The 21,615-nt window shown below is 65.5% G+C and carries 21 protein-coding genes and 1 pseudogene; 11 read left to right on the top strand and 11 right to left on the bottom strand.

What is annotated here, in order from left to right:
• The first annotated feature begins 45 nt into the window (after window positions 1-45).
• Window positions 46-312, top strand: a complete 267-nt coding sequence (locus tag HNQ08_RS01820; protein ID WP_184127376.1) for a hypothetical protein — start codon at window positions 46-48, stop codon at window positions 310-312.
• A gap of 51 nt (window positions 313-363) precedes the next feature.
• A complete protein-coding gene (locus tag HNQ08_RS01815) occupies window positions 364-615 on the top strand; it encodes a hypothetical protein (protein WP_184127375.1) in 252 nt (83 codons plus the stop codon).
• Between the two features lie 177 nt (window positions 616-792).
• On the opposite strand, the gene HNQ08_RS01810 is transcribed toward HNQ08_RS01815, so the two are convergent.
• Window positions 793-957, bottom strand: a complete 165-nt coding sequence (locus tag HNQ08_RS01810; RefSeq protein WP_184127374.1) for a DUF427 domain-containing protein — start codon at window positions 955-957, stop codon at window positions 793-795.
• A 123-nt stretch (window positions 958-1,080) separates the two neighbouring features.
• On the opposite strand from HNQ08_RS01810, the gene HNQ08_RS01805 reads away from it, so the two are divergent.
• The 3 genes from HNQ08_RS01805 (at window position 1,081) to HNQ08_RS01795 (ending at window position 6,050) form a co-directional block, all read left to right on the top strand.
• Entirely contained in the window at window positions 1,081-4,155 is a 3,075-nt protein-coding gene (locus HNQ08_RS01805; protein WP_184127373.1) for an alpha-amylase family glycosyl hydrolase, read from the top strand.
• Window positions 4,156-4,402: 247 nt separating this feature from the next.
• Entirely contained in the window at window positions 4,403-5,041 is a 639-nt protein-coding gene (locus HNQ08_RS01800; protein WP_184127372.1) for a DUF47 domain-containing protein, read from the top strand.
• A 10-nt stretch (window positions 5,042-5,051) separates the two neighbouring features.
• Entirely contained in the window at window positions 5,052-6,050 is a 999-nt protein-coding gene (locus HNQ08_RS01795; protein WP_184127371.1) for an inorganic phosphate transporter, read from the top strand.
• Between the two features lie 71 nt (window positions 6,051-6,121).
• On the opposite strand, the gene HNQ08_RS01790 is transcribed toward HNQ08_RS01795, so the two are convergent.
• The 6 genes and pseudogenes from HNQ08_RS01790 to HNQ08_RS01765 form a co-directional block, all read right to left on the bottom strand.
• Window positions 6,122-7,021 (bottom strand): TroA family protein, encoded by a 900-nt coding sequence (locus HNQ08_RS01790; RefSeq protein WP_184127370.1) that lies wholly within the window; start codon window positions 7,019-7,021, stop codon window positions 6,122-6,124.
• 67 nt (window positions 7,022-7,088) lie between these two features.
• Window positions 7,089-7,865, bottom strand: coding sequence for a type III pantothenate kinase (locus tag HNQ08_RS01785; RefSeq protein ID WP_184127369.1), 777 nt, complete (start codon window positions 7,863-7,865; stop codon window positions 7,089-7,091).
• A gap of 94 nt (window positions 7,866-7,959) precedes the next feature.
• Window positions 7,960-8,742: a hypothetical protein gene (locus HNQ08_RS01780; protein ID WP_184127368.1), complete on the bottom strand. Its 783-nt coding sequence runs from the start codon at window positions 8,740-8,742 to the stop codon at window positions 7,960-7,962.
• 78 nt (window positions 8,743-8,820) lie between these two features.
• Window positions 8,821-10,995, bottom strand: coding sequence for a hypothetical protein (locus HNQ08_RS01775; protein ID WP_184127367.1), 2,175 nt, complete (start codon window positions 10,993-10,995; stop codon window positions 8,821-8,823).
• A gap of 1 nt (window position 10,996) precedes the next feature.
• The gene (locus tag HNQ08_RS01770) at window positions 10,997-11,416 is read right to left on the bottom strand and encodes an ExbD/TolR family protein (RefSeq protein WP_184127366.1); all 420 of its coding nucleotides are present in this window, start codon (window positions 11,414-11,416) and stop codon (window positions 10,997-10,999) included.
• 248 nt (window positions 11,417-11,664) lie between these two features.
• Window positions 11,665-12,294 (bottom strand): annotated as a pseudogene (locus tag HNQ08_RS01765) (MotA/TolQ/ExbB proton channel family protein); the annotation flags it as partial.
• 288 nt (window positions 12,295-12,582) lie between these two features.
• Between HNQ08_RS01765 and sufC the strand changes: the two are divergent.
• From sufC to HNQ08_RS01735, 6 genes are all read left to right on the top strand, one after another.
• Entirely contained in the window at window positions 12,583-13,353 is a 771-nt protein-coding gene (gene sufC, locus HNQ08_RS01760; RefSeq protein ID WP_184127365.1) for a Fe-S cluster assembly ATPase SufC, read from the top strand.
• Window positions 13,354-13,417: 64 nt separating this feature from the next.
• Entirely contained in the window at window positions 13,418-14,824 is a 1,407-nt protein-coding gene (gene sufB, locus HNQ08_RS01755; protein ID WP_184127364.1) for a Fe-S cluster assembly protein SufB, read from the top strand.
• A 398-nt stretch (window positions 14,825-15,222) separates the two neighbouring features.
• Window positions 15,223-15,582 (top strand): VOC family protein, encoded by a 360-nt coding sequence (locus HNQ08_RS01750; protein ID WP_184127363.1) that lies wholly within the window; start codon window positions 15,223-15,225, stop codon window positions 15,580-15,582.
• A 28-nt stretch (window positions 15,583-15,610) separates the two neighbouring features.
• Window positions 15,611-16,963, top strand: a complete 1,353-nt coding sequence (sufD, locus tag HNQ08_RS01745) for a Fe-S cluster assembly protein SufD (RefSeq protein ID WP_184127362.1) — start codon at window positions 15,611-15,613, stop codon at window positions 16,961-16,963.
• Window positions 16,964-17,129: 166 nt separating this feature from the next.
• A complete protein-coding gene (locus HNQ08_RS01740) occupies window positions 17,130-17,723 on the top strand; it encodes a TMEM175 family protein (RefSeq protein WP_184127361.1) in 594 nt (197 codons plus the stop codon).
• A gap of 239 nt (window positions 17,724-17,962) precedes the next feature.
• Window positions 17,963-18,979 carry a hypothetical protein gene (locus HNQ08_RS01735; RefSeq protein ID WP_184127360.1) on the top strand — a complete coding sequence of 339 codons (1,017 nt, stop codon included), beginning with the start codon at window positions 17,963-17,965 and terminating at the stop codon, window positions 18,977-18,979.
• Window positions 18,980-19,001: 22 nt separating this feature from the next.
• On the opposite strand, the gene dusA is transcribed toward HNQ08_RS01735, so the two are convergent.
• The 4 genes from dusA to rph all read right to left on the bottom strand — a co-directional run bounded on the left by dusA (window position 19,002) and on the right by rph (window position 21,615).
• Window positions 19,002-20,039 (bottom strand): tRNA dihydrouridine(20/20a) synthase DusA, encoded by a 1,038-nt coding sequence (dusA, locus tag HNQ08_RS01730; protein ID WP_184127359.1) that lies wholly within the window; start codon window positions 20,037-20,039, stop codon window positions 19,002-19,004.
• A gap of 65 nt (window positions 20,040-20,104) precedes the next feature.
• Complete coding sequence (locus HNQ08_RS01725; protein ID WP_184127358.1) at window positions 20,105-20,332, bottom strand: hypothetical protein; 228 nt, start codon at window positions 20,330-20,332, stop codon at window positions 20,105-20,107.
• A 78-nt stretch (window positions 20,333-20,410) separates the two neighbouring features.
• A complete protein-coding gene (locus HNQ08_RS01720; RefSeq protein ID WP_184127357.1) occupies window positions 20,411-20,770 on the bottom strand; it encodes a DoxX family protein in 360 nt (119 codons plus the stop codon).
• 95 nt (window positions 20,771-20,865) lie between these two features.
• On the bottom strand, window positions 20,866-21,615 hold the full coding sequence (rph, locus tag HNQ08_RS01715) for a ribonuclease PH (RefSeq protein WP_184127356.1): 750 nt from the start codon (window positions 21,613-21,615) through the stop codon (window positions 20,866-20,868).

The raw sequence follows: 21,615 nt of genomic DNA, 5'->3' as shown, positions 1-21,615 counted from the left end.
CCGCCCTCGCTGCCGCCCTGAACCGGGGCGGATAGGAGAAGAAAGATGAAGGTATTGCCCAAAACAGATCAGCAGCTTATGAGCCTCGCCTGGGGCGAACAGCAGCAGGGCGGCGCAACCAGCCCGATCTTCAGCCACACCCGCCGACTGCTTCACATCGGCCTTGTGGAGCGGTGTGACGACACCCTGAGCGTGAGGCTGACAGAGGCGGGCAGGCAACGGGCAGCCCAGCTTGCCGAGACGCCAGAGGGGCGGGCCTATCTGGCATGGGGAGAGCAGGAAGATACCGACGGCAAGCCCTTCCCCGGCTAACTCCACCCCGCGCCTACCGCCCCGCCCAAGGGGCAGCAGACAGGAGAAGACATGGATCGGTACACTTGGTTCAAGACACTGGATGAGCTTGTTTCGGCGGCCTCGGAAGCAGGCGTACGCTTCACTGGATTCATCACCACCGAATACACCGATGGTTCATTCGGCGTGGATATGCGTGCCAGCCATGATGAAATGGAGGTGTATTACGGAATTGCGGAGGGCATTTTGACGCGGTTTAAACCTGGGGATTTTCCAGATGACGAACGCTCACCTGAGCACCCAATGGACCCAACTGCAAATTAGTCCATCCTGCTACACTGCACTTGCTTGGGCCGGGGGTAATCCCGGCCTTCGTCATGCCGCGTGTCAGAAGCTGACGGCAATAAAACGGCCCCACGTTGGGGGCCATTCAAGGAGAGCACAAATCTTGATGCGTAGAGGCTTGCAGTGTAGCACGGGGTTTCTGTGACAGAAAGCGTCTCAGATTTGAGAAACCTGTAGCCCAACCGACGCCCCCGCCGAGTGCGTGTCGCTGGGGCGCAAATATTCCGCCTTCACGCTGTCGGCGGGAAAGTAGTGGTTGCCCTCCACCACCACCGTATCGTCCGACTGCGCGATCACCGTTCCGTTCCAGGTGGCTTTCATGCTTCAAGGGTACGGCGGCGCGGTGGGGGAGACCGTTGCCGGGCCTTCACTCGCCCCGCCGCGCACCTGTCTATCCCTCCTGGCATTGACAGCCGGGCACCTGGGGCATTGAATGGAAGCCGCATGAAAACCCTTCCCCTGCTGGGGCGCATCAGCGCCGTTACGGTTCTGAGTCTCTCTCTGGCGGCGTGTGGCCTGTTCAAGGCGCCAGACAAGGGCCCCAATACGGTCCGCACCTGGCAGGATGAGGTGATCTATTTCGCCATGACGGACCGCTTTGCCAACGGCAATCCTGCCAACGACAACGGTCCCAACCGCAACGCGGGCGACAGGGCGGACAAGACCAACCCGCTGGGGTGGCACGGCGGCGACTTTGCGGGCCTGAAAGCCAAGATCGAGGAAGGGTATTTCAAGCGCATGGGTTTCACGGCGCTGTGGATCACGCCGGTGGTCTTGCAGGTTCCAGCCATCGCCGGGCCAACGAGCGGGCCGAACGTCGGGAAGCAGTTTGCCGGCTATCACGGCTACTGGGCCGAGGATTTCTTCAAGACCGATCCGCACCTGGGCAGCCTGGAAGAGTACAAATCTTTGATCGACACCGCTCATAAAAATGGGTTGAAAGTCATTCAGGACGTAGTCCTCAATCACGCCGGTTACGACGCCACATTGACCAAGACGCATCCAGAGTGGTTTCACAGCCAAGCCGAATGCGATGCGTCCAGCAACCCCACGACCGACTGCCCGCTGGCTGGCCTGCCCGATTTCAAGCAGGACCTGCCCGAAGTCACGACCTATCTGAACGACTTCATCCGGTACTGGCGCACCAACACGGCCATTGACGGCCTGCGAATCGACACCATGAAGCATGTGCCGGACAGCTACTGGAAACAGTTCTTCTCCTCTGGCGGCGCGGGTGACGCCAGCAAGATCTGGTCGGTGGGCGAGGTCTTCGACGGCAATCCGGCGTATCTGGCGCACTTCATGGACGATCTGGGATCGCCCAGCGTCTTCGACTTCGCGCTGTACTACGCGGTCAGCCAGCAGATGAGCAGCGCGGGTGGCAACCTGGACCGCATGGCCGAGGTCTTCGCGCAGGACGGCGTGTATCAGGACGCCAGCCGCCTGACCACGTTCGTGGACAACCACGATGTCAGGCGTTTTGTCAGCGAGGTGGCCGAGAAGGGCGGCACCCCCGCGCAGGCCGCCGAGCGGCTGGACATGGCGCTGTCTACCGTGTACTTCTCGCGCGGCACCCCCAGCGTCTGGCAGGGCACCGAGTACGCGCAGGCGGGCCAGGGCGATCCCTACAACTTCCCGCTGGGCCAGGGCAACCGCGAGGACATGGACTTCAGCAAGTTGAGCGGCAGCACCCTGGACGAGCGCCTGGGTGCCCTTGCCGCCGCCCGCGCGAAATACCGCGCCCTGACGCACGGCGCGCAGCAGGAACTGTGGCGGCCCAACGGCGGGCCGAGTGTCCTGGCCTACCGCCGGGTCATCTCCAATGTCGCGGGCACGGCGGGTCAGCCGGTGGTCTTCGTGGTCAACAATGGGGACACCCCCATTGAATTGTCCAGCCTGAGCGGCGGAGGCATTCCCCTGCTGGGCACTTTTGGCGCTGGCTCGCTCACCGAAATTACCGGGCATGCCTCCAACCTGAGCGTCAGCAGCGGCAAGCTGATCGGTACGCTGCCGCCGCGCACCGCGTTGGCGGTCACGGGCACGGCGGGGGGCGGCGCGGGCGGCACGGTCAATCCCAGTCTGCCCGAAGTGGCGGCCCTGGCGGCGAGACCCGGCGACAGCGCCGTGGAACTGACTTGGACCCCCAGCAGCGATGCCAAGGTCAGTGGCTACCGCGTCTACGCCAGAACGGGCGAGGGCACCGAACGCCTGCTGAACTTCGCGCCCCTGCCCAGCAGCACCGGGAAGTATCTGGCCCGCGGCGTCCCCAATGACGTCGCCACCACCTTCCGGGTGGTCACGGTGGATACCAACGGCGCCGAGAGTTCCGGGGCCACCGTCGGCGCCACGCCCAGCAGCAAGAACACGGTCAAAGTCACCTTTACCGTGGACGCCCGCAGCCAGGGCAACGGGCCTGTCGAATTGCGCCGCTTCGACACCGGCACCCAGCTTGAACTGCCCATGACGCAGGAGAGCCGCGGCATCTGGAAAACCACGGTTGATCTTCCCCTGTTCCGCCAGATCGAGTTCAAGTTCGGCAACGACGGTTCCGGCGCGAAAAACAGCGGATACGAGGGGCCGAACCAGGGCAACCGCCGCTATGTCGTCGGCGCAGACGGCAACAGTTACAGCGGCACGTACGACTTTATCGAGGTGCCCGTGCCCCCAGTCATTGAGGGCAAGGTCACAGGAGCGGGCGCCCCGCTGTCCGGCGCACTTGTGGAAGATACTAGCGCCAATCCAGACCTGAACTACGCCCTGAGCTTCTCAGACGGCAGCTACACCCTTTTTGCCCCGGCAGGCGCGCAGACCCTGAAAGCCTCGGCGGCAGGCTTCACGGACGCCACCCGTCAGGCCACCTCGCCGCAGACGGGCGCGGATCTCGTTCTGACCAGGGCGGTCACGAATACCAAGTACACCATCGACGGTGGGCTGAGCGACTGGAAAACCCCGAAAGTCAGCGTGCAGAGCCCCATGGAGGGTGTGTTTGGCGCGGAAAACAATTTCCTGACCCTGCTGGCCGACAGCGACGCCACCTACCTGTATCTGGCCTACACCTACACCGTGAAGGGCAACAGCGCCATCGTTTACCTGGACACCGGGGCGGGCGGTGCCCTACAGGCCGACAACTTCGAGGCGTGGAAACGGGCGGCCACCTTCAGCGGGGGGATGGGCGGTGTGGACGCCTTCGTGGCGCGCTACGAGAACCAGGCCGCGCAACTGCGCCGTGTCTCCAGCGACACCGCTACGCCTGAAGTGGCGGCGGCCGACTACAAGTACGCCGCCAGCGGCACCCTGCCTGCCCAGACCGTGGAACTGGCGATTCCCTGGACGGCGCTGGGCCTGACGGGAGCCCCTGCCGGCGGTGTCAATCTTGTGGGCGGTATTTTCGGCGGCGACGGCTACGGTGCGGGCGACATCGTGCCCGACGCGAACAGCACGCCGTCGCGCGCGAACACCATCGGCACCGACAGCGAGCAGCGACGGGCCAGGTTCACCGCTCCGGTCAACGTGAAGTAGGAAAGGGCGGTGGGAGGCGGTGGAACGCGCTGGCGTCCTGTCGACTCCTTTCCAGGTTCTGTTGTGCGGCTGGCAGGGAGGCCCTGAGAAGAAGGTCTGCCTGCCAGCCGGCATATCCTCAGGCGTGAATTGAAGGGTTGACCGTTGGACAGAGCGGGGGCTGCCATCAATCGGGCTAGCCCCCACACCCTGTTGAGCCTGCCTGACAATTCCATGACATAACAGGGGACAATACGGAGGATTTGTCATGGTTCTGTCTAAATTCATGCCCAGCAACCCCAGGTTCAGTGCCCGCTTCGCCGAGGCCGCCCGCAACGCCCACGCCACTGCCCAGGCGCTGGTGGACTTGCTGGAAAACTACACCGAGGTAGAAGCCAAGGTTCAGCGCGTCCGCGATCTGGAACATGTTGGGGATCGTCTGAGCCGCGAGGTCACCAACCTGCTGGCCGAGTCCTTCATCGTGCCGTTTGACCGGGAGGACATCATCGCCCTGAACGACGAACTGGACGATCTGGTCGACGATATGGAGGACGCTGCCCGCAAGCTCAGCCTGTACCGCATCCAGCAGCCCCTGCCGCAGATGGCCGCGCTGGCGCGGGTGGTGGAGGCGCAGTGCGCGCTGCTGGCCCAGGGGATGCCGCTGATCGAGGACGCGGGCAAGGTGGGCCAGCTGGCCAAGATTGCCGAGCAGATTCGGGCGCTGGAGGACGAGGGCGACACCATCAGTGACGAGGTGCAGCGCACCCTGTATGATGGCGTCACCGACGTACCGGGCATGATCCTCGCCATGCGCAGCGGTGAGATCGTGGACTTGATTGAGAACGCCAGCGATCAGGCGCAGCGTGTTGCCAAGACTGTGGAGAGCATTCTCCTGAAGAACGCTTAGGTCACGGGCCATGGAACCCGCATTTATTGGCCTGCTGGTCATCGTCGCGCTGGCGCTGATTTTCGACTTCATCAACGGTTTTCACGACACCGCCAACGCCATCGCCACGTCGGTGGCCACGCGGGTCCTGACACCTGCCCAGGCCATCGCCATGTCCGCCGTGCTGAACGTGGTGGGCGCGCTGACCGGCACGGCAGTGGCCAAGACCGTCAGCTCGGACATCGTGCCGCAGGAGTTCGCCACGCTGGAGCTGGTGGGCGCGGCGCTGATCAGCGCCATCGGCTGGAACCTGTTCACGTGGTGGAAGGGCCTGCCGAGCAGCTCCAGCCACGCCCTGATTTTCAGCCTGGTGGGTGCGGGCGTGGCCGCTGGGGGTTGGGGCATCATCATTCCCAAAGGGGTTCAGAAAACCCTGACCGGCCTGATCACGAGTCCGGCGCTGGGCTTTGTGATTCCCATCCTGTTGATGTTCCTGCTCTCCTGGCTGGTGTTGCGCTGGATGAGGCCGCGCACCGTTACACGCACCTTTCGCTGGGCGCAGATCTTCAGCGCCGCCTTTATGGCCTTCTCGCACGGCGGCAACGACGCGCAGAAGACGATGGGCATCATCACCTTCGCTCTCAGCGCTTACTTTGGCACGCAGATCGACACCGTGCCGCTGTGGGTAATCCTGTCGGCAGCCACGGCGATGGGCCTGGGCACCGCTATCGGGGGCTGGCGCATCATCAAGACGATGGGATTCAAGGTGGTGGACCTGAAACCCGTGGACGGCTTCGTGGCCGAGACCAGCGCCGCGCTGATCATCGAGACTGCCAGCCGCCTGGGCATCCCGGTCAGCACCACGCACACCATCAGCACCGCAATCATGGGTGTGGGCACCACCAAGGGCTTCAAGAAGGTCAAGTGGCAGGTGGCTGGAAAGATCGTCAGCGCCTGGGTGTTCACCATTCCGACGTGCATCGCGCTGGGCTGGGCGATCCATAAGGTCATTCTGGCGCTGGGGGTCTAGCGCGGGGTGGGGAAGCAGGCAATGGGGCGGGGGACGCGCTGATCTTCAGCGCGTCCCCCGCCCGCCGCGGCCTACAGGCTCAGCCGCACGCTTTCCCCCGCACACTCGTGGCCGCGCAGCAGTTCGGCCAGCACCTCCGCGCCGCGCACCACCCCCAGGGCCGGACGGGAGAAGGAGGCATTGGCGTCCCCCGCCCACACCTGACCGCTGCACACCGCCCGTAAATCGGTGCGTTGCAGCAGGTCGCGGGCGAAGGCGGCGTTCTGTGTCAGCCCGAAGCCGCAACACATCACCACGATCACGTCCGGATCAAGGACAGTGATCGCGGCCCAGTCCGTGCGCCCGCTGTCGATCCCTGCCGCGCCCAGCACGTTCACGCCGCCTGCCCGGATGACCTGTTCGGGGACCCAGTGACCGCCGTAGAAGGGCGGGTCCACCCATTCCAGCGTCAGTACGCGGGGCGCAGTCTGGACGGGCTTGATGGCGTCCCACCGTGCTTGTGCGGCGTCGGCCAGCTGCTCGCCCAGCTCTGCTACACCCGCCGCTGCGGCCAGCACCCGGAGATCGTCCAGAATCCCGGCGAAGCTGCGGCCTTCCAGACTCAGGACCTGTGCGGCAGGCAGACAGCCGGGCAGGAAACGCACCGCCGCCTCGATCGTTCCCGGTGTGACCGCGCAGACCTCACAGACGCCCTGGGTGACCACTAAGCCTGGATCGATGGCGTCCAGCAATTCGCCGTCCACGGTGTACAGGGCCTGGCCCGCACGAACCGCCTCGCTCACGGCGCGGTCGATCTCGGCCTGGGAGGCGCCCGAATCGACGATAGAGCGCGTCAGAATCGGCAGCCCTGCCACTCCCGGATGGTCACACGAGTGGCTGACCCCGGCCACCCGTGCGCCCAGTCCCAGATCGAACAGCAGATCCGTGGCGCTGGGCAGCAGGCTGATGATGCGGTCTGGAATAGTGGTCATGGCGGACAGGGTAATGCGGAATGGGGGTGTGGAGTGGCCTGTGGCCCTCACTGCCCCCACAGGCCCCTTACCGGCTCGCCCACACCTCCACCAGTCCCCGCAGGGTGAGGGTCTCGTCGTAATAGTCGATCTCGCGGCAGATGCCCTCGACGGTGCGGGCAAACCCCCCGGTGGCGATGGCGACGGCAGGAGCCGGGAGTTCGGCGCGGATGCGGCGCAGCAGGCCGTCCACCATCTCGGCGTAGCCGTACACCAGACCGGATTGCAGGGCATGGACGGTGTTCTTGCCGATGGCGCTGGACGGGGCCTCCAGCGTGATGCGCGGCAGCTTGGCGGCGCGGGCGAACAGGGCGTCGGCGCTGACCTGCGCTCCAGTGGCCAGAATGCCGCCGATGAAACGCCGTCCGCGCCCGATCACGTCGAAGTTGGTGCTGGTGCCGAAATCCACCACCACGGCGTAATCCTGGCGCCCCAGGTACTTTTCCGCGCCAAAGAGGTTGCACAGGCGGTCTGCGCCCACGGCGTCGGGCGTGTCCAATTCTACGGACACGTCGGGCAGCGTCAGGGCCGAGACGCTGAACGCCTCCACACCGTAATGCCGTCGCAGCGCTAGCGCGTAATTCTCGCCCACCGGGGGGGCCACGCTGCTGAGGATCGCCGAACGCGGCACCTGGGCCCCGGCCACGGAGAACAGACCGTGCAGTTGCAGGGCCAGATCGTCGGGCAGCGACTCGCGGTTGGTCCGCACGCGCCAGGTGTGGGTCAGACTCTGCGTTTCATCCGCGAGGCCCAGCACAGTGCTGGTGTTGCCGATGTCCACGGCCAGAAGGGGAAAGGAGGGCACACCCGGGATTTTAGGGGTTTGTGCAAAGTGGCGGGCGTCCCAGAAGAAAACCTCCACCCGACGGGGAGGAGGCATTAAGAAGATTCGGTTGCGCTTACTGGAACTTGCTCAGGTCCACCGCCACGCTGTAAGCGCAGTCGGTGTCGGCCTCGGTCTTGATCAGCAGGTTCATCTTGTCCCCGGCGCCCAATCCGGCCTTGAGGGGTTCGAAGTAATAGACCAGGGTGCCCTGGTACGGCCCGGTGGTCGGGGTGGCTGTTGCAGGGGCCGTCGTGGTGGTTGAAGCTGTTGTTGCCGTCGCAGGAGCTGCAGCCTGGGCCCCCATCGGCTTCCAGTCATTGACGTAGGTGGACCGCACCGGCGGCACCAGTGCGCCGTCCTTGCCCTTCAATCTCACCAGATAGGCGCTGCGGGCCTGTTCGGTGGGCAGGCCGCGCACAGCCACGTCCACCCGCAATTCGCCGTTGGGCAGCCGTTTGCTGGTGTACTCCGTGCCCAGCGCCTCTTTGAGGCTCAGATTCTTGAAGGAGTCGCGGGCGTCCTGGGCCTGGAAGAACAACTGATCGGCCTGCCCGCTGACGGTCACGGCGGCGGGGCGACTGCCTGCCGCATAGTCGGTGGGGGCGGCCAGCCAGCCGTCCACACAGGTGGGGCCACCCATGTAGGCGGTGACAGCATTCGGCCCGGCCACGAACTGACCGTCCTTGACCCCCAGGTCCACCGTCAGAAATGTCGGGACCGGAGCGCGGCGCCCATACGCGCCGTCAATCACGTTCTTGGCGACAGTTTCTTCCAGTTGAGGCACCCAGGCCAGCGCCGGGCCGGACAGCAGGGGCAACGAAATGAGCAGGGCCATCAGGTGGGTGGGTTTACGCATACTGCACTCCATTTAGAGACTTGTGGTTGACGTGGAACTGATGCAGGGACACTGGGCGGAGCCTGCCGGCGCCAGCCCTCAACTCTTGAGGTACACCACTCGGCACGCCTGACCCGCCGAGCGGAACTGGGCGGCGGCGGCGGCGGACAGCACGGCGTCCGTGATGTAGTTGCTGGTTGGGGCAAATTTGGTGGGCTGAACAGCCTGAGCCTTGACGCGCGTGACGTTCTTGAAATCTCCGATTTGAGCTTCGCTGGTGATATAGGTCTGCAGGTTGCCTTCCTGAACCAGCTGGCTGCTCACTCCCTGGATCAGCGCGGCGTCCGGCCAGACCTGCTTGCCCGCCTGATCGAACACGAAGCTGGACTGGGCGCGCTGGAAACTGGCGAACCCGCGCACGTCCACCACCACCGTGCAGTTCAGCAGGCGGTCCTCGCTGCCTCCGGTCCCGCCGCCGCCACCGCCAGCACGGGCTGTGACGCCGCCGTCATCGCTCGCGCCACCACCGCTGCTGCCAGTGGTGCCTCCGCCAGCTGCACCCGGACGTGAGGCTGCCGGGGCCGTGCCACTTCCGCCCTGGCTGCTGCCGTCCTGACCGGAGCCGGGCTGGCCGGCATCGCCGCCGCGTCCGCTGACGGGCGTGCCAGTCTCGGGGCTGCCCCCGGTCCCGCTGCCTGTGCCTCCTGCCGATTCGCGGGGTGCGGCGGGTGCGCCGGGCGTGGCCCCGCCGCTGTCTGACGTTCCCCGCGAGGGCGCTTCGACAGCACTGCCGGGCGCGGTGGCGCTGCCTGTTCCCGTACCCGCTGCCTCGCTAGGCCGGGGGGTGACGGGGGTGCTGCTCTGGCCGCTGGCTGCTGCCCCACTGCCGGCTACCGGCGCGGGGGCCGCCGGGACCGGGGTGCGGGCGGGCGTGGCAGCGACGGGAGCGCTGCCCTGTGAACTGGCTGCCGGGGTCGTACGCTCCGTCCCGGCGGGTGTGGCGGGCGCTGCCGGAATGGGCGTGCGGCTGGGGCGCGCAGCCACCGGGGCGGACAGATCGGTGGCTGGGGTATTCGTCGCGGCTCCGGCCCGTCCCGCCTCGGCGCGTGGGGCCACCGGGAGGGGCGTTTCGCGGGCCGTGACGGGGGCGGCGGGGGCGCTGGCCTGGGGCGGAGCGCTGACCTGTGGACGGGCCGGAATGGCGGCCACCGGCTCCGTGCTGTCGCTCCGTGCTATCGCTCCGGGCGCAGCTTCCGCTGGCGTCTGGGCAGCAGGCGTCTGGGCGGTGGACCGCGCCGTGGCAGGGGTTTCTGGCGCGGTCTGTTCCCTGGCCGGGGCACTGGCCGCAGGTGTGCTGACCTCTGGCACAGGGGGCGCGGCGTCCTCACGGCGGGGCAGGGCAGTCACGGCCTCCGGTTGAGGTGCGGGGGCAGCGGGCGCAGCCTGCACCGGTTCGGCTGGCGCGTCCGGGGCGGTGCGGGTCTGCGGCTCGACGCTGCCCACCTGCGGCGTGGCCACCCGTTCCGGAGCGATCTCAGGGGCAGGTTGTGGAGACGGCGTGGTGGGCGCGGTGGCCGCCGTGCGGGCCGGAGCGGGGGCCTCGGGGGTCGGCTGGGGCACGGGCGTTCTCTCGGCTGGGGTTGGCTGCGGCGCGGGCTGGGCTGGAGTGCGAACCGGGGCAGGTGCCTCAGGTTGTGGGGTGACCGGCGCCTGCGCTGCTGGGGCCGCCGCTGGCTTCGTTGGTACGGGCGTCTCTACAGGTGCCTGGGCCGGTTCGGGGCTCGGCGCGGGTGAGGGCGCTCTGACCTGCGCAGGGGGCGGCGAGGGCCGGGCTGCCGGGGCCGGGGTGGGCGTGGGCGGCGGTGCGGGCTGGGGTATCGGGGCTGGTTTAGGCGTGGGTGCAGGCTCTGGAGCAGGCGCTGGTTTGGTCTGGGCAGGCGTAGGCTTCGGCGGTGTGACTGGCTTGGCCGTCACGGGTTTGGGCGTCACCGGCTTGGGGACGGCTGGCGGCTTGACTGGAACTGGCTTCTGCGTCAATGGCGCGCTGGCCTGCACGGGCACCGAATCCGGCGGGGGGGCCAGCGTCACGACTTCCAGCGGCGTCCGCAGGGGATCGGGCGGAGGTTGCAGCGCGTCCGGCGTGCCGGGGCGCAGCAGCAACAGGCCGGTGAACAGCGCCGCGTGGATCCCGATGGTGGCCGCCAGCGCGCGGTAACGTTCGAGGCCCTCGGTGGAGAATCCCGAGGCGGTCCGTGGGGGTGGGGAAGTGGTCATGTCACTCGCTGGGCCTCGTGCCCAGCGCCAAGCGTTCGCCGCCTGCTTTTTTGATCACGTCCATCACGCGCACCACCGTGCCGTAGCTGCCGCGCTCGTCTGCGCGCAGGCCCACCACGCCGCCTGAGGTGCTCAGCAGGGGCTTCAGTTGAGCGCTCAGCTTGGTCAGGGTGGTTTCCTGGCCGTTCAGAAACAGCTTCCCAGCACGGTCCACACTCACGATGGGCAGGGCCGGGGTTTCCTGCACGGTGGTGCTGGCGCGGGGCAGGTCCAGCGGCAACGCGTTCTGGCGGGCGCCCAGACTACTGGTCAGGAAGAAGAAGATCAGCAGCAGCAGCACTACGTCCACCATCGGCGCGAAGTCGAAGGTCACGCCGTCCCCGCTGTCCCGCATCCGGCGACGGCCCTGGGCACGGGTCATTGGCCCTTACCCGTGCCGTCGCTGCGGGCCGCAGGAGCGGACTTCGCTGGAGTCGTGGTGCGAAACACTCCCGTGTTGTTCGGGCCACTGCTGATGGCCCTGGTCTTCTCGCTTGCCTCGTCAAAATCGAAGGCCAGCACCGGGGTCAAACCCGCCTGCTGCGGCTGTGTGCCGCGTTCGTGGTCCCGGTAGAGCTGTGCGTCGTAGTTCTGGTCCCTGTACTCCTGTGCCCTGGACAGACGGGCTTCGGGGCGTGGGCGGCTTTCGGGCCGGGCCAGCCAGCCGGGCAGGTCCTCGCGCACCCGTTCGGCAGCTACGGCAATGCGGTCCGCGCGGGCGCGCAGGGCGTTGCGGGCCACGTAGGCGATGATCGCCACGATCAGGCCGCCCGCCGTATTAACCAGGGCCTCGCTGATGCCTGTGGCCAGTTGCGCGGGCGTGGGCGCTGCGGTGGAACTGAAGACTAAAAAGGAGCGCACCATGCCGATGACCGTGCCCAGCAGCCCCAGCAGCGGCGCGATCTGGGCGGCGGTGCCCAGCGCGCTCAGGCCGGCATACAGCCGGGTGTCCTCGGCCAGCAGCGCGGACTGCATGGCGGCCCCGGCAGCGTCGACGCCCCGGTCCGCGCGTCCCAGCCCGGCGCGCAGCACGTTGGCGGCGGGCGCAGGGTGGCCCGCACGGTCCACTTCGGCCAGCGCCGCCGCAGGGCCGCTTTCCGCCGTGACGGCCCGGGCCCGCTCGATCAGGGCATCGGCGTTGCGGCCCAGCCGGGACAGAGCCTGTGCCCGCGCCACAGTCAGGTACACCACATATAAGGACAGGGCAATCAGGACCCACAGCAGTGGACCGGCAGCGCGCGCGAGATCAAGGACATTCATTGGCTACACGGGTAGCACGCGGGCGCGTGACAAGCATGAAAATGGCCTGCGGACGCCTCATTGCATTCAGGCACAGGTGCCAGGGCGCCCGCTGTTCGGATCCTCTCGGACAGCCACAGGCCCCCCCAGTTCGTCTGGGGTGGACAGCATGCTTTCACAGTTCTCCAATCCCTAGTGGCGCACTCGACTTTAATGGGCCAAAGGACTAAAATGGGAGGGTAAGTAGGAATCATTCTCAAGAAGCAGCCTTGCTGCTGCCCAAGAGAGAGTTCTGACAAGGAGCCCAGTATGACCCAGACTGAACAGCCGCACCAGATCGAGATTCGCAACCTGCACGCCTCTGTGGGCGATCTGCCCATTCTGAAGGGCGTGGATCTGACCATTCCGCGCGGTGAACTGCACGCCGTCATGGGGCCAAACGGCAACGGCAAGAGCACGCTGGCCAAGGTCATGGCGGGCGATCCCGAGTACACCGTCACGGACGGCGACATTCTGGTGGACGGCGTGAGCATCCTGGAGATGGAGCCTGACGAGCGGGCCCGTCTGGGTCTGTTCCTGGCCTTTCAGTACCCCGTAGAGATTCCCGGCGTCACCATCGCCAACTTCCTGCGCCTGGCCATGCAGGCCCGCAAGGCAGAGGGCGAAGAGGTCAGCTTCACCGAGTTCTACGGCAAGCTGCAGGCCTCCCTCAAGACCTTGGACTGGGACGAGAGCATCGTTGAGCGCTACCTGAACGCGGGCTTTTCCGGCGGCGAGAAGAAGCGCAATGAGATCCTGCAGATGCTGATGCTGGAACCCACCTACATCATCATGGACGAGACCGATTCGGGCTTGGACGTGGACGCCCTGAAAGTCGTCGCCCGTGGTGTGAACTCCATGCGTGGCCCCGGCCTCGGCGGCCTGATCATCACCCACTACCAGCGCCTGCTGGACTACATCGTGCCCGACAAGGTTCACATCATCGTGGAAGGCAGGGTTGTGCAGAGCGGCGGTCCCGAACTGGCGAAGAAACTCGACAGTCAGGGCTACGACTGGGTCAAGGAATTGACCACGGCCTGAGACGGCGTCTAGGGGTCTGACCCCTTCGCCCCTCCAGCCCTTCAAACCTCCTCAAGGAGTTCAGATGACCATCAATCCAGAAGTCAATGACATCAACGCCAGCTACGAGTACGGCTGGAGCAACCCCGAGAAGTACGCTGTCAAGGCCCCCAAGGGACTGAGGCGCGACGTCGTCGAGATGATCTCCAAGGCCAAGGACGAGCCGCAGTGGATGCTCGATTTCCGGCTCAAGGCGCTGGATATCTTCAACTCCAAGCCGATGCCTGAGTGGGGCGCCGATCTCTCCGGCCTCGATCTGGACGAGATCTACTACTACATCAAGCCTGAGGGCATGAACGCCCGTTCCTGGGACGATGTGCCGGAAGACGTCAAGAACACCTTCGAGCGCCTGGGCATCCCCGAGGCCGAACGCGCCGCGCTGGCCGGTGTGGGCGCGCAGTACGAGTCGGAGATGGTGTACCACAACCTCAAGGAGGAGTGGGAGAAGCTGGGCGTCGTCTTCCTGAGCATTGAGGACGGCCTCAAGGAGTACCCGGAACTGTTCCGCGAGCACTTCGCCACCATCGTGCCGCCTGAGGACAACAAGTTCGCGGCGATCAACAGCGCGGTCTGGAGCGGCGGCTCGTTCGTGTACGTGCCCAAGGGCGTCAAGGTGGATATCCCCCTGCAGACGTACTTCCGCATCAATGCCGAGAGCAGCGGCCAGTTCGAGCGCACCCTGATCATCATCGACGAGGGCGCGCAGGCCCACTACATTGAGGGCTGCACCGCCCCGTCGTATTCGTCGGATTCCTTCCACTCCGGCGTGATCGAGATCGTGGTCAAGGAGGGCGCGCGCTTCCGCTACAGCACCATCCAGAACTGGAGCCACAACGTCTACAACCTCGTGACCCAGCGCGCCGCCGTGTACGGCAACGGCGTGATGGAATGGGTGGACGGCAACCTGGGCAGCAAGGTCACCATGAAGTACCCCGCCTGCTACCTGCTCGAGGAAGGCGCACGCGGCGAGGTGCTGAGCATTGCGATGGCCGGGCGCGGACAGCACCAGGACGCCGGGGCCAAGATCGTCCACTTTGCGGCCCACACCAGCGGCTCGATCGTCTCCAAGTCGATTTCCAAGGATTCGGGGCGCAGCAGCTACCGTGGTCTGGTCAAGATCTACGAAGGAGCCCGGTACGCCAAGACCAACGTGGAGTGCGATGCCCTGCTGCTGGACGAGGAAGCCCGCACTGACACCTACCCATACATCGAGATCGAGGAAAAGACCGCTCGCGTGGGCCATGAGGCCACCGTGTCCAAGATCAACGACGAGCAGATCCTGTATTTGCAGAGCCGTGGCCTCAGCGAGGACCAGGCGGCTGGGCTAATCGTGCGCGGCTTTATCGAGCCGATTGCCAAGGAACTGCCGCTGGAATACGCGGTGGAGCTGAACAGGCTGATCGAACTGGAGATGGAAGGTTCCGTCGGCTGAGGTTAAACACGGCCCTCGTTGATCGTCAGATGGCTGACGTTCTCCGGAGGGCCCCTTTTACCGGAGAGTCGCAGGGCTCTAAGTCGACTCTTAGAGAACTACGCCCGGATTTGACTCCTAAAGAGCGAGGAGGTGCCTGACGTCTTCGCTCCGACGTGACTTCCAAGTCAGGCAGAACGTCCGTCCGCTTTAGGACTGTTGTTGCCGCTTATAGCGGCCCTGGCAGGGCAATCGCTGAGCCCGGTGTTCCTTTACGCTTCCTGTCGAAAGAAGCTGACCGAGCAACGGGCTGAGGTTTTCCCCGCCAGTGCATAGGCATCAAGCCAGCAAAAAAATAGAACGGCAACAGAATTTCTGGCATCTCGGATGAGATCGAGCGGAATCAACGGAGGAAGGACTTGAAACTCAACCACATCAACCTGGGCGTAACGGACGTGCCTGCCACCGTGGAACTGTTCCAGACCTACTTCGGGTTGCGGCCAGCAGGCCACGGTATGCCGATGGATGATCGGATGGCCTTCCTGCGCGACGATGCTGGCTCGCTCATCTCTGTGTTCAAGGCCAAGGACGTGACGTACCCGAAGGTCTTTCACATCGGCTTTCTGCAGGACACGCCGGAACAGGTGCGCGCCATCTACCAGCAACTGACGGACGGCGGCCATACCATCACGCCTCCGAGCGAAAACCACGGAAGGCTGACCTTCTACTTTCAGACACCGGGCGGCTTTGTTCTAGAAGTCGAGTCCTTTGTCGGCTAAGTCAAGCTTCTAAATCCCTGGAGGACCCATGACCCAACTCAGCGAACAACTCTCCCAGCACGGCGGCCCCGAGTGGCTGACCGCCAAGCGCAAGGCCAGCTTTGATCTGTTCGACACGCTGGAAGTCCCGCACAGCGGCGTGGAGGCCTGGAAGTACACCCAGGTCAATGTGGACTTCGGCCAGCTGCAGCCGCATCCCAAGCGCGAAGTCGTCTCCGACGTGTCCAGGCTGCCCGAAAGCGTGCAGAAGCGCCTGAAGGGCACCGACGTGGGCGCGTTCCTGGTGCTGGATGGCCCCGACGTGGTCTACCGCACCGAGCTGCCTGCCGAGTTAGCCGCCAAGGGCGTCATTTTCACCGACCTCAAGACGGCAGTGGAGCAGCACGCCGACAAGGTGCAGCAGTACCTCTACAGCGTGGTCCCGGCGGAAGTGCCGGACGACACGACCATTGCCGCCCCTGGCACCACGCCCAGCAAGTCCCCCGACCCCAGTGAAGGCAAGTTCTCCGCGCTGGCCGCAGCCCTGTGGACCAACGGCGCGTTCGTATACGTGCCGCGCGGCGTGGAAGTTGATCTCCCGCTGGGGTCTTTCCGCGTGATGAGTGAGGCTGGGACCTTCACCGCCACCCGCACCCTGGTGGTGACGGAGGAAAACGCGCAGGTCACGTTCATCGATGAACAGGACTCCGAGGCTCTGCCCGGCACCTACGCGATTGGTGCGGTGGAACTGGTCGTCAAGGACGGCGCTAGGCTGCGCTACGTGTCCATCCAGAACTGGGGCAAGGGCGTGACCCACATCCAGCGTCAGCGCGGTCAGGTGGGCAAGGACGCTGCCCTCAACAGCCTGGTGGTCACGATGGGCGGCACGCTGAGCCGCACGGAAATGCAGAGTCACCTGCTGGGTCAGGGCTCGAACTCGGAGATGCTGGCGCTGTACTTTGCCAACGAGGACCAGCACTTCGATCACTACACCCTCCAGCACCACGCTGCCGCGAACGCCTACAGCGATCTGCTGTACAAGGGCGTCGGCGACGATCAGAGCGTGGGCGTGTTCTCTGGAATGATCAAGGTGGATCTGGGGGCACAGAAAACCGACGCCTACCAGAAGCACCGCACCCTGATGCTGTCCAGCGAGGCCCGTAACTTCAGCGTGCCGCAGCTGGAGATCAACGCCAACGACGTGCGCTGCAGCCACGGTAGCACCACTGGCCCGGTGGACGAGGAGCAACTGTTCTTCCTGCGTTCGCGCGGCATCCGGCAGGAACTGGCCGAGAAGATGCTGGTTACCGCCTTCCTGGAAGACGTTCTGACCCGCGTGCCCCTGAAAAGCGTTGTGGGGTACATCGAGGGCATCATTGCCGAGAAGGTGGGCGCGGCCTGAGGCACCCCCACTGTGGCCACGCGCCCGGTTCTCAATTTCGCAGAGTCAGCCCCCAATGGGCTGGCTTTTTTAGTTCCCTATGCGTTGCGGACACAGCCTATGCTGTCCTTGAAGGCAAGCCTCAGTCATTGATGGAGGGTGGGCCGCTTTCAGGGGAGCTGCGGAGATGAACAAAGGCAGGGTAGAGGCGTTTTCGGATGGAGTGCTGGCCATCGTGATCACGATCATGGTGCTGGAACTGGCCGTGCCCGAGGGGCATGAGCTGGGTGACCTGTTCAGGGACTGGCCCAAGATCCTGGCCTATATCGTCAGCTTCGTGTACGTTGGCGTGTACTGGAACAACCACCACCATATGTTTCAGGCCGTTGAGCGGATCAATGGCTCGGTGCTGTGGGGCAATCTCCACCTGTTGTTCTGGCTTTCGCTGCTACCTTGGCTCACGGCCTGGGTGGGGGAGAGTCACTTTGCCTCCACGCCGATCAGCGTGTATGCCTTCGATCTCCTGATGTGCGCTGTCGCTTTTGCCCTTCTTCAGGGGGCACTGATCCGTGCCGACCAGCACAACATCCTGCTGGCAAAGGCCGTGCAGGGTGGCCTGAAAGAAAAGATGTCCACGGCAGCCTGCGCCGCGGCCCTGCTGTTGCCCCTGCTGGGCCAGACGGCGACATATGCGGCGGGTCTGCTGCTGTTGGGCGTGGGCCTGAGCTGGATCATCCCAGACCGCCGGATTGAGCGCGCGCTGGCCGAGGCCGAGGGCTGAAGTGCCACCTTCCCCGCAACTGCGCCCATCATCCATCAGTGCCATGTGTCCGAAGGGATCGCACGCTGGCTTGGATGCAGACTGGACGGATGATGGGCGGTCCTGTGGTGTCTGGAAGGTAAGACGTCAATAGTGCAGCTGTCCCCAGATTCAGTCTACCGTACCCCCAACGGGGAGGGGGAATGGGGGTGCTGCGCCCGTCTGGAGCGCTCTATGCTGGATGACCTTAAGGAGCCCGTATGTCCAGAGTACTGTTGCCCGTCGCCCTGCTTCTGACCGCCGTTCTCAGCGCCTGTGGGGGCGGTACGGCTCCTCCTGCCGCCGCCCTCGAATTGAATGGTGCAACCTCTCTGTCCGTCGGCGCACCATCCTCGCTGACCGCCGTGGTGCGTGATAGTAGTGGCAACGCGCTGAACAGCGCCGTGACCTACACCTCCAGTCAGCCGGACGTCATCGCGGTGGATGCCCGGGGCAATCTGACCGTCAAACGCCTCACGGCCACCGACAGGCCGGTGGAACTCACGGCCAGTGCGGGGGGCAAGAGCGCCTCTCTGGTGGTCTCGACGTACGGACTGGAACTGGCCGTTGGAACCTACGTGTGGAATCTTCAGGCTGCCGGAGCTGCCCCCGGGCGCTTCATCGTCGTGCGCTACCGCCCGGAAAGCGCAGCTGGAGAAATTCAGGCCTCCACATACACTGTCTCGGCTCCAGGCGGCGAAAGCCTGAGCTGCTCGCTTTCACAGAACGCCATAGAGCGGGCCTGCTGGTGGGCGGAGACGGACGCCACAAAATATCCGGCGGGCGAATACCGCGCGAGTCTGGTGCAGAACGGCGTGACCTACGAGACCACGGCGTCCCTGCCGGACCCTGAGGCTGTACTTGGTTTCGTGAACGGCGCCACCGCAAGCACCAGCGGGCGAGAGGTCACCTTCGCGGGTGAGGTTCCTGCGCAGGCCGGGTGGCTGTATGCCTATGTGTCGAAGCGCAGGCTGGAGACCTCCTCGCTCGCTGGCCCCCGCCCGTCGGGCAGCGCAGTGCTGCGCGGTCAGGAATTGAATCAGGGAACAGATCCCCTGAATGTCTCGGTGTACGCCACAACACTGCCGACGACACTGAAGGTGGGCAGCGCTGTCCCTGCCGGAAACTACGAGAGCTGGATCACGGCCATGTCGGGGAACCTCAGTAGCTTCAACGAGGTCCTTCCCGAACAGTTCAATGTCTCGGCTACCTTTGGCGGCACAATCACGCTCAGGTAGACCCGATGGGCCGCAGGCTGCATCAGGCCAGCCCTTGCAATTCCCCACTTGTTGTTGTCTCGGGGCGGGCATCGAGTACCGCGTCCGGCACGCCGGCCAGTGCCTCACGTACCACCTCGAGGCCCGCGCCAAGCTTATGGCCCTGCTCGCTCAGGACGCGCTTCCAGTGCCGTGCCCCTGGCTGTCCGGCAAACAGGCCCAGCGTGTGCTTCATCATGCGGTTGAGGGGCTGGCCCCCTTCCAGTTCGGCGGCCACGAACGGCAGAAAAGCCGTGATCGCCTCGCGGCGGGTGGGCGGAGACCCCTCCTCACCGAACACGTCGCGGTCCGCCGTCGCCAGCAGATACGGTGTCTGGTACGCCGCCCGCCCGATCATCGCGCCGTCGGCCCAGGTCAGGGCCTCTGCGGCGGCGTCCAGCGACAGCAGCCCGCCGTTCAGCACGACCGTCAGCCCTGGAAAGTCGGCCTTGAGCTGACGGACCACGTCATAGCGCAGCGGCGGAATCTCCCGATTCTCTTTAGGGGACAGGCCCGACAGCCAGGCCTTGCGCGCGTGGACGATGAACGTCTCGCAGCCCGACGCGGCCACGGTCCGCACAAAATGGCTCAGGTGTTCGTAGCTGTCCAGATCGTCGATGCCGATGCGGTGTTTGACCGTCACCGGCAAGGCGGTTACGCCGCGCATGGCTTCCACTGCCCTGGCCACCACGTCCGGCGAGGCCATCAGGCACGCGCCGAATGAGCCGCTGCTGACGCGGTCGCTGGGACAGCCGCAGTTCAGATTGATCTCGTCGTACCCGTAGTCCGTGGCGATCCGGGTGCATTCGGCTAGAGCAGAGGCGTCGCTGCCCCCCAGTTGCAGGGCCACTGGATGCTCGGCCTCGCCGAAGGACAGGTGTCGGTCCCGGTCTCCATGCAAGATCGCGCCTGTGGTGATCATTTCCGTGTACAGCAGCGTGCGCCGGGTCAGGGTGCGGTGAAAGGCCCGGCAGTGCCGATCCGTCCAGTCCATCATCGGCGCCACGGAGAGCGTGTGGGGGGGCAGGGGAGAGGCGAGCATGGCAGGGGGCAGTGTAAAGGGAAGCGCGGAGGCCAAAAGTGCCTCCGCGCCTCGCTCCAGTGAGGTTACACCTCCCGGCCCGTTCCCGTGTCCGCGTCAAACGTCGTACCCGAGCCGTCGGTGTCTTTCGGACGGTCCGGCACCGCGTCCGGCGGTTGGCGTTCCCGGCCCACCGGCGTGTTGGTCATGCCAGTCCTGGACTCGTCTGAGTAGCCGCTGCGCTCGCTCATGTCATTGCCCAAGTCGTCAGGCAGACCGCCCTGTAGGTCAGGGGCCGAATCGTTTTTCGTCATAGCGCGAGTGTAGGGAGGTTGTGGGGCGGCGTGGCAAGGTAGGCCTTTACCCAGGCTTGCGACGTTGTCCCGCCACGCTCAGTCGTGGCCGCTGACGTACATCAAGGCGCCGAACAGCGCCAGGTTTTTCAGGAACTGGGTCTGCTGCTGCTCGCGCTCCTTGCCCTGCTTGTCCCAGAACGGATGACCGATGACAGTGGTAGGCACCAGGCTGGTGGCCAGCGCCGTGCCCGCCAGCCGGGGTAGCAGGCCCAGTGCCAGCAGCGCGCCTGCGCCCACCATCACGCCGGAGTTGATCTGAACGGCCAGTTCAGGCTGCGGGATCTCGGCCCCACGCGCGGCGCGCACCACGGGATCGGGATTCTGCAGATGGTCCAGACCGTTCTTGATAAAGACGCTGGCGAGCAACGCCCGCCCGATGAATTTCGCTACGCTCATGGTGACCCTCCTTGGGAATGCTCTGAAGTTTAGCGCAGGGGGCCAGCGATGGGCCGGGCCACCATGAAGACAGGCTGGGACTTGCCCCGCCCTGTCTAGACTCGCGCCGCCGCCAACTGTCGCCCCAGTTCGCGCAGCACACCCTGGACCGCCGCCGTGCCCGCCTCCAGCAGCGCCACGTACTCTGCCACGCTCAGCGGGCCGCCTTCCGCGCCGCCCTGGGCCTCCACGATCAGCCCGGCGTCGGTGGCCACCACGTTCAGGTCCGCGCGCGCCGTGCTGTCCTCGGCGTAATCGAGATCCACACGCAACTCCGCGCCCACATAGCCCACGCTGATCGCTCCCACCGCGTGTAATAGCGGCCACTCGCTGAGGGTGCCGTCCCGCACCAGCCGGTCACAGAAATCGTGCAGCGCCGCGTGCGCCGCCAGGATGCTCGCCACCCGCGTGCCGCCGTCGGCCACCAGCACGTCACAGTCGACGTAGATGGTCTGGTTCTTGAAGGGGCGCAGGTCCATGCTGGCGCGCAGGGCACGGCCCAGCAGGCGCTGAATTTCGTGCCGCCTCCCGTTTTGCAGGCCGCGCTCGCGGGGCGTGCGGTCATGTGTGGCGCGCGGCAGCATGGCGTACTCGGCGGTCAGCCAACCCTCCTTCTTGCCGCGCATGTGCGGGGCAGGCTTGTCCTCCAGCGTCACCGTGGCCAGGATCTCTGTGCGCCCCAGTTGCAGGTGCGCGCTGCCCGGCGCGTAGGGGTTGACGCCGCGCCGCACCGACAGGGGCCGTGGCTGGAGGAGGTCACGTCCCTCGCGGAGGGGCAATTTGTGGGGGCCAGGGAGAGACGACAT

Source organism: Deinococcus humi (genome assembly GCF_014201875.1).
Taxonomy (GTDB): domain Bacteria; phylum Deinococcota; class Deinococci; order Deinococcales; family Deinococcaceae; genus Deinococcus; species Deinococcus humi.
The sequence above is the reverse complement of the archived record's forward strand: the minus strand, read 5'-3'. Positions and strand labels throughout refer to the sequence as shown.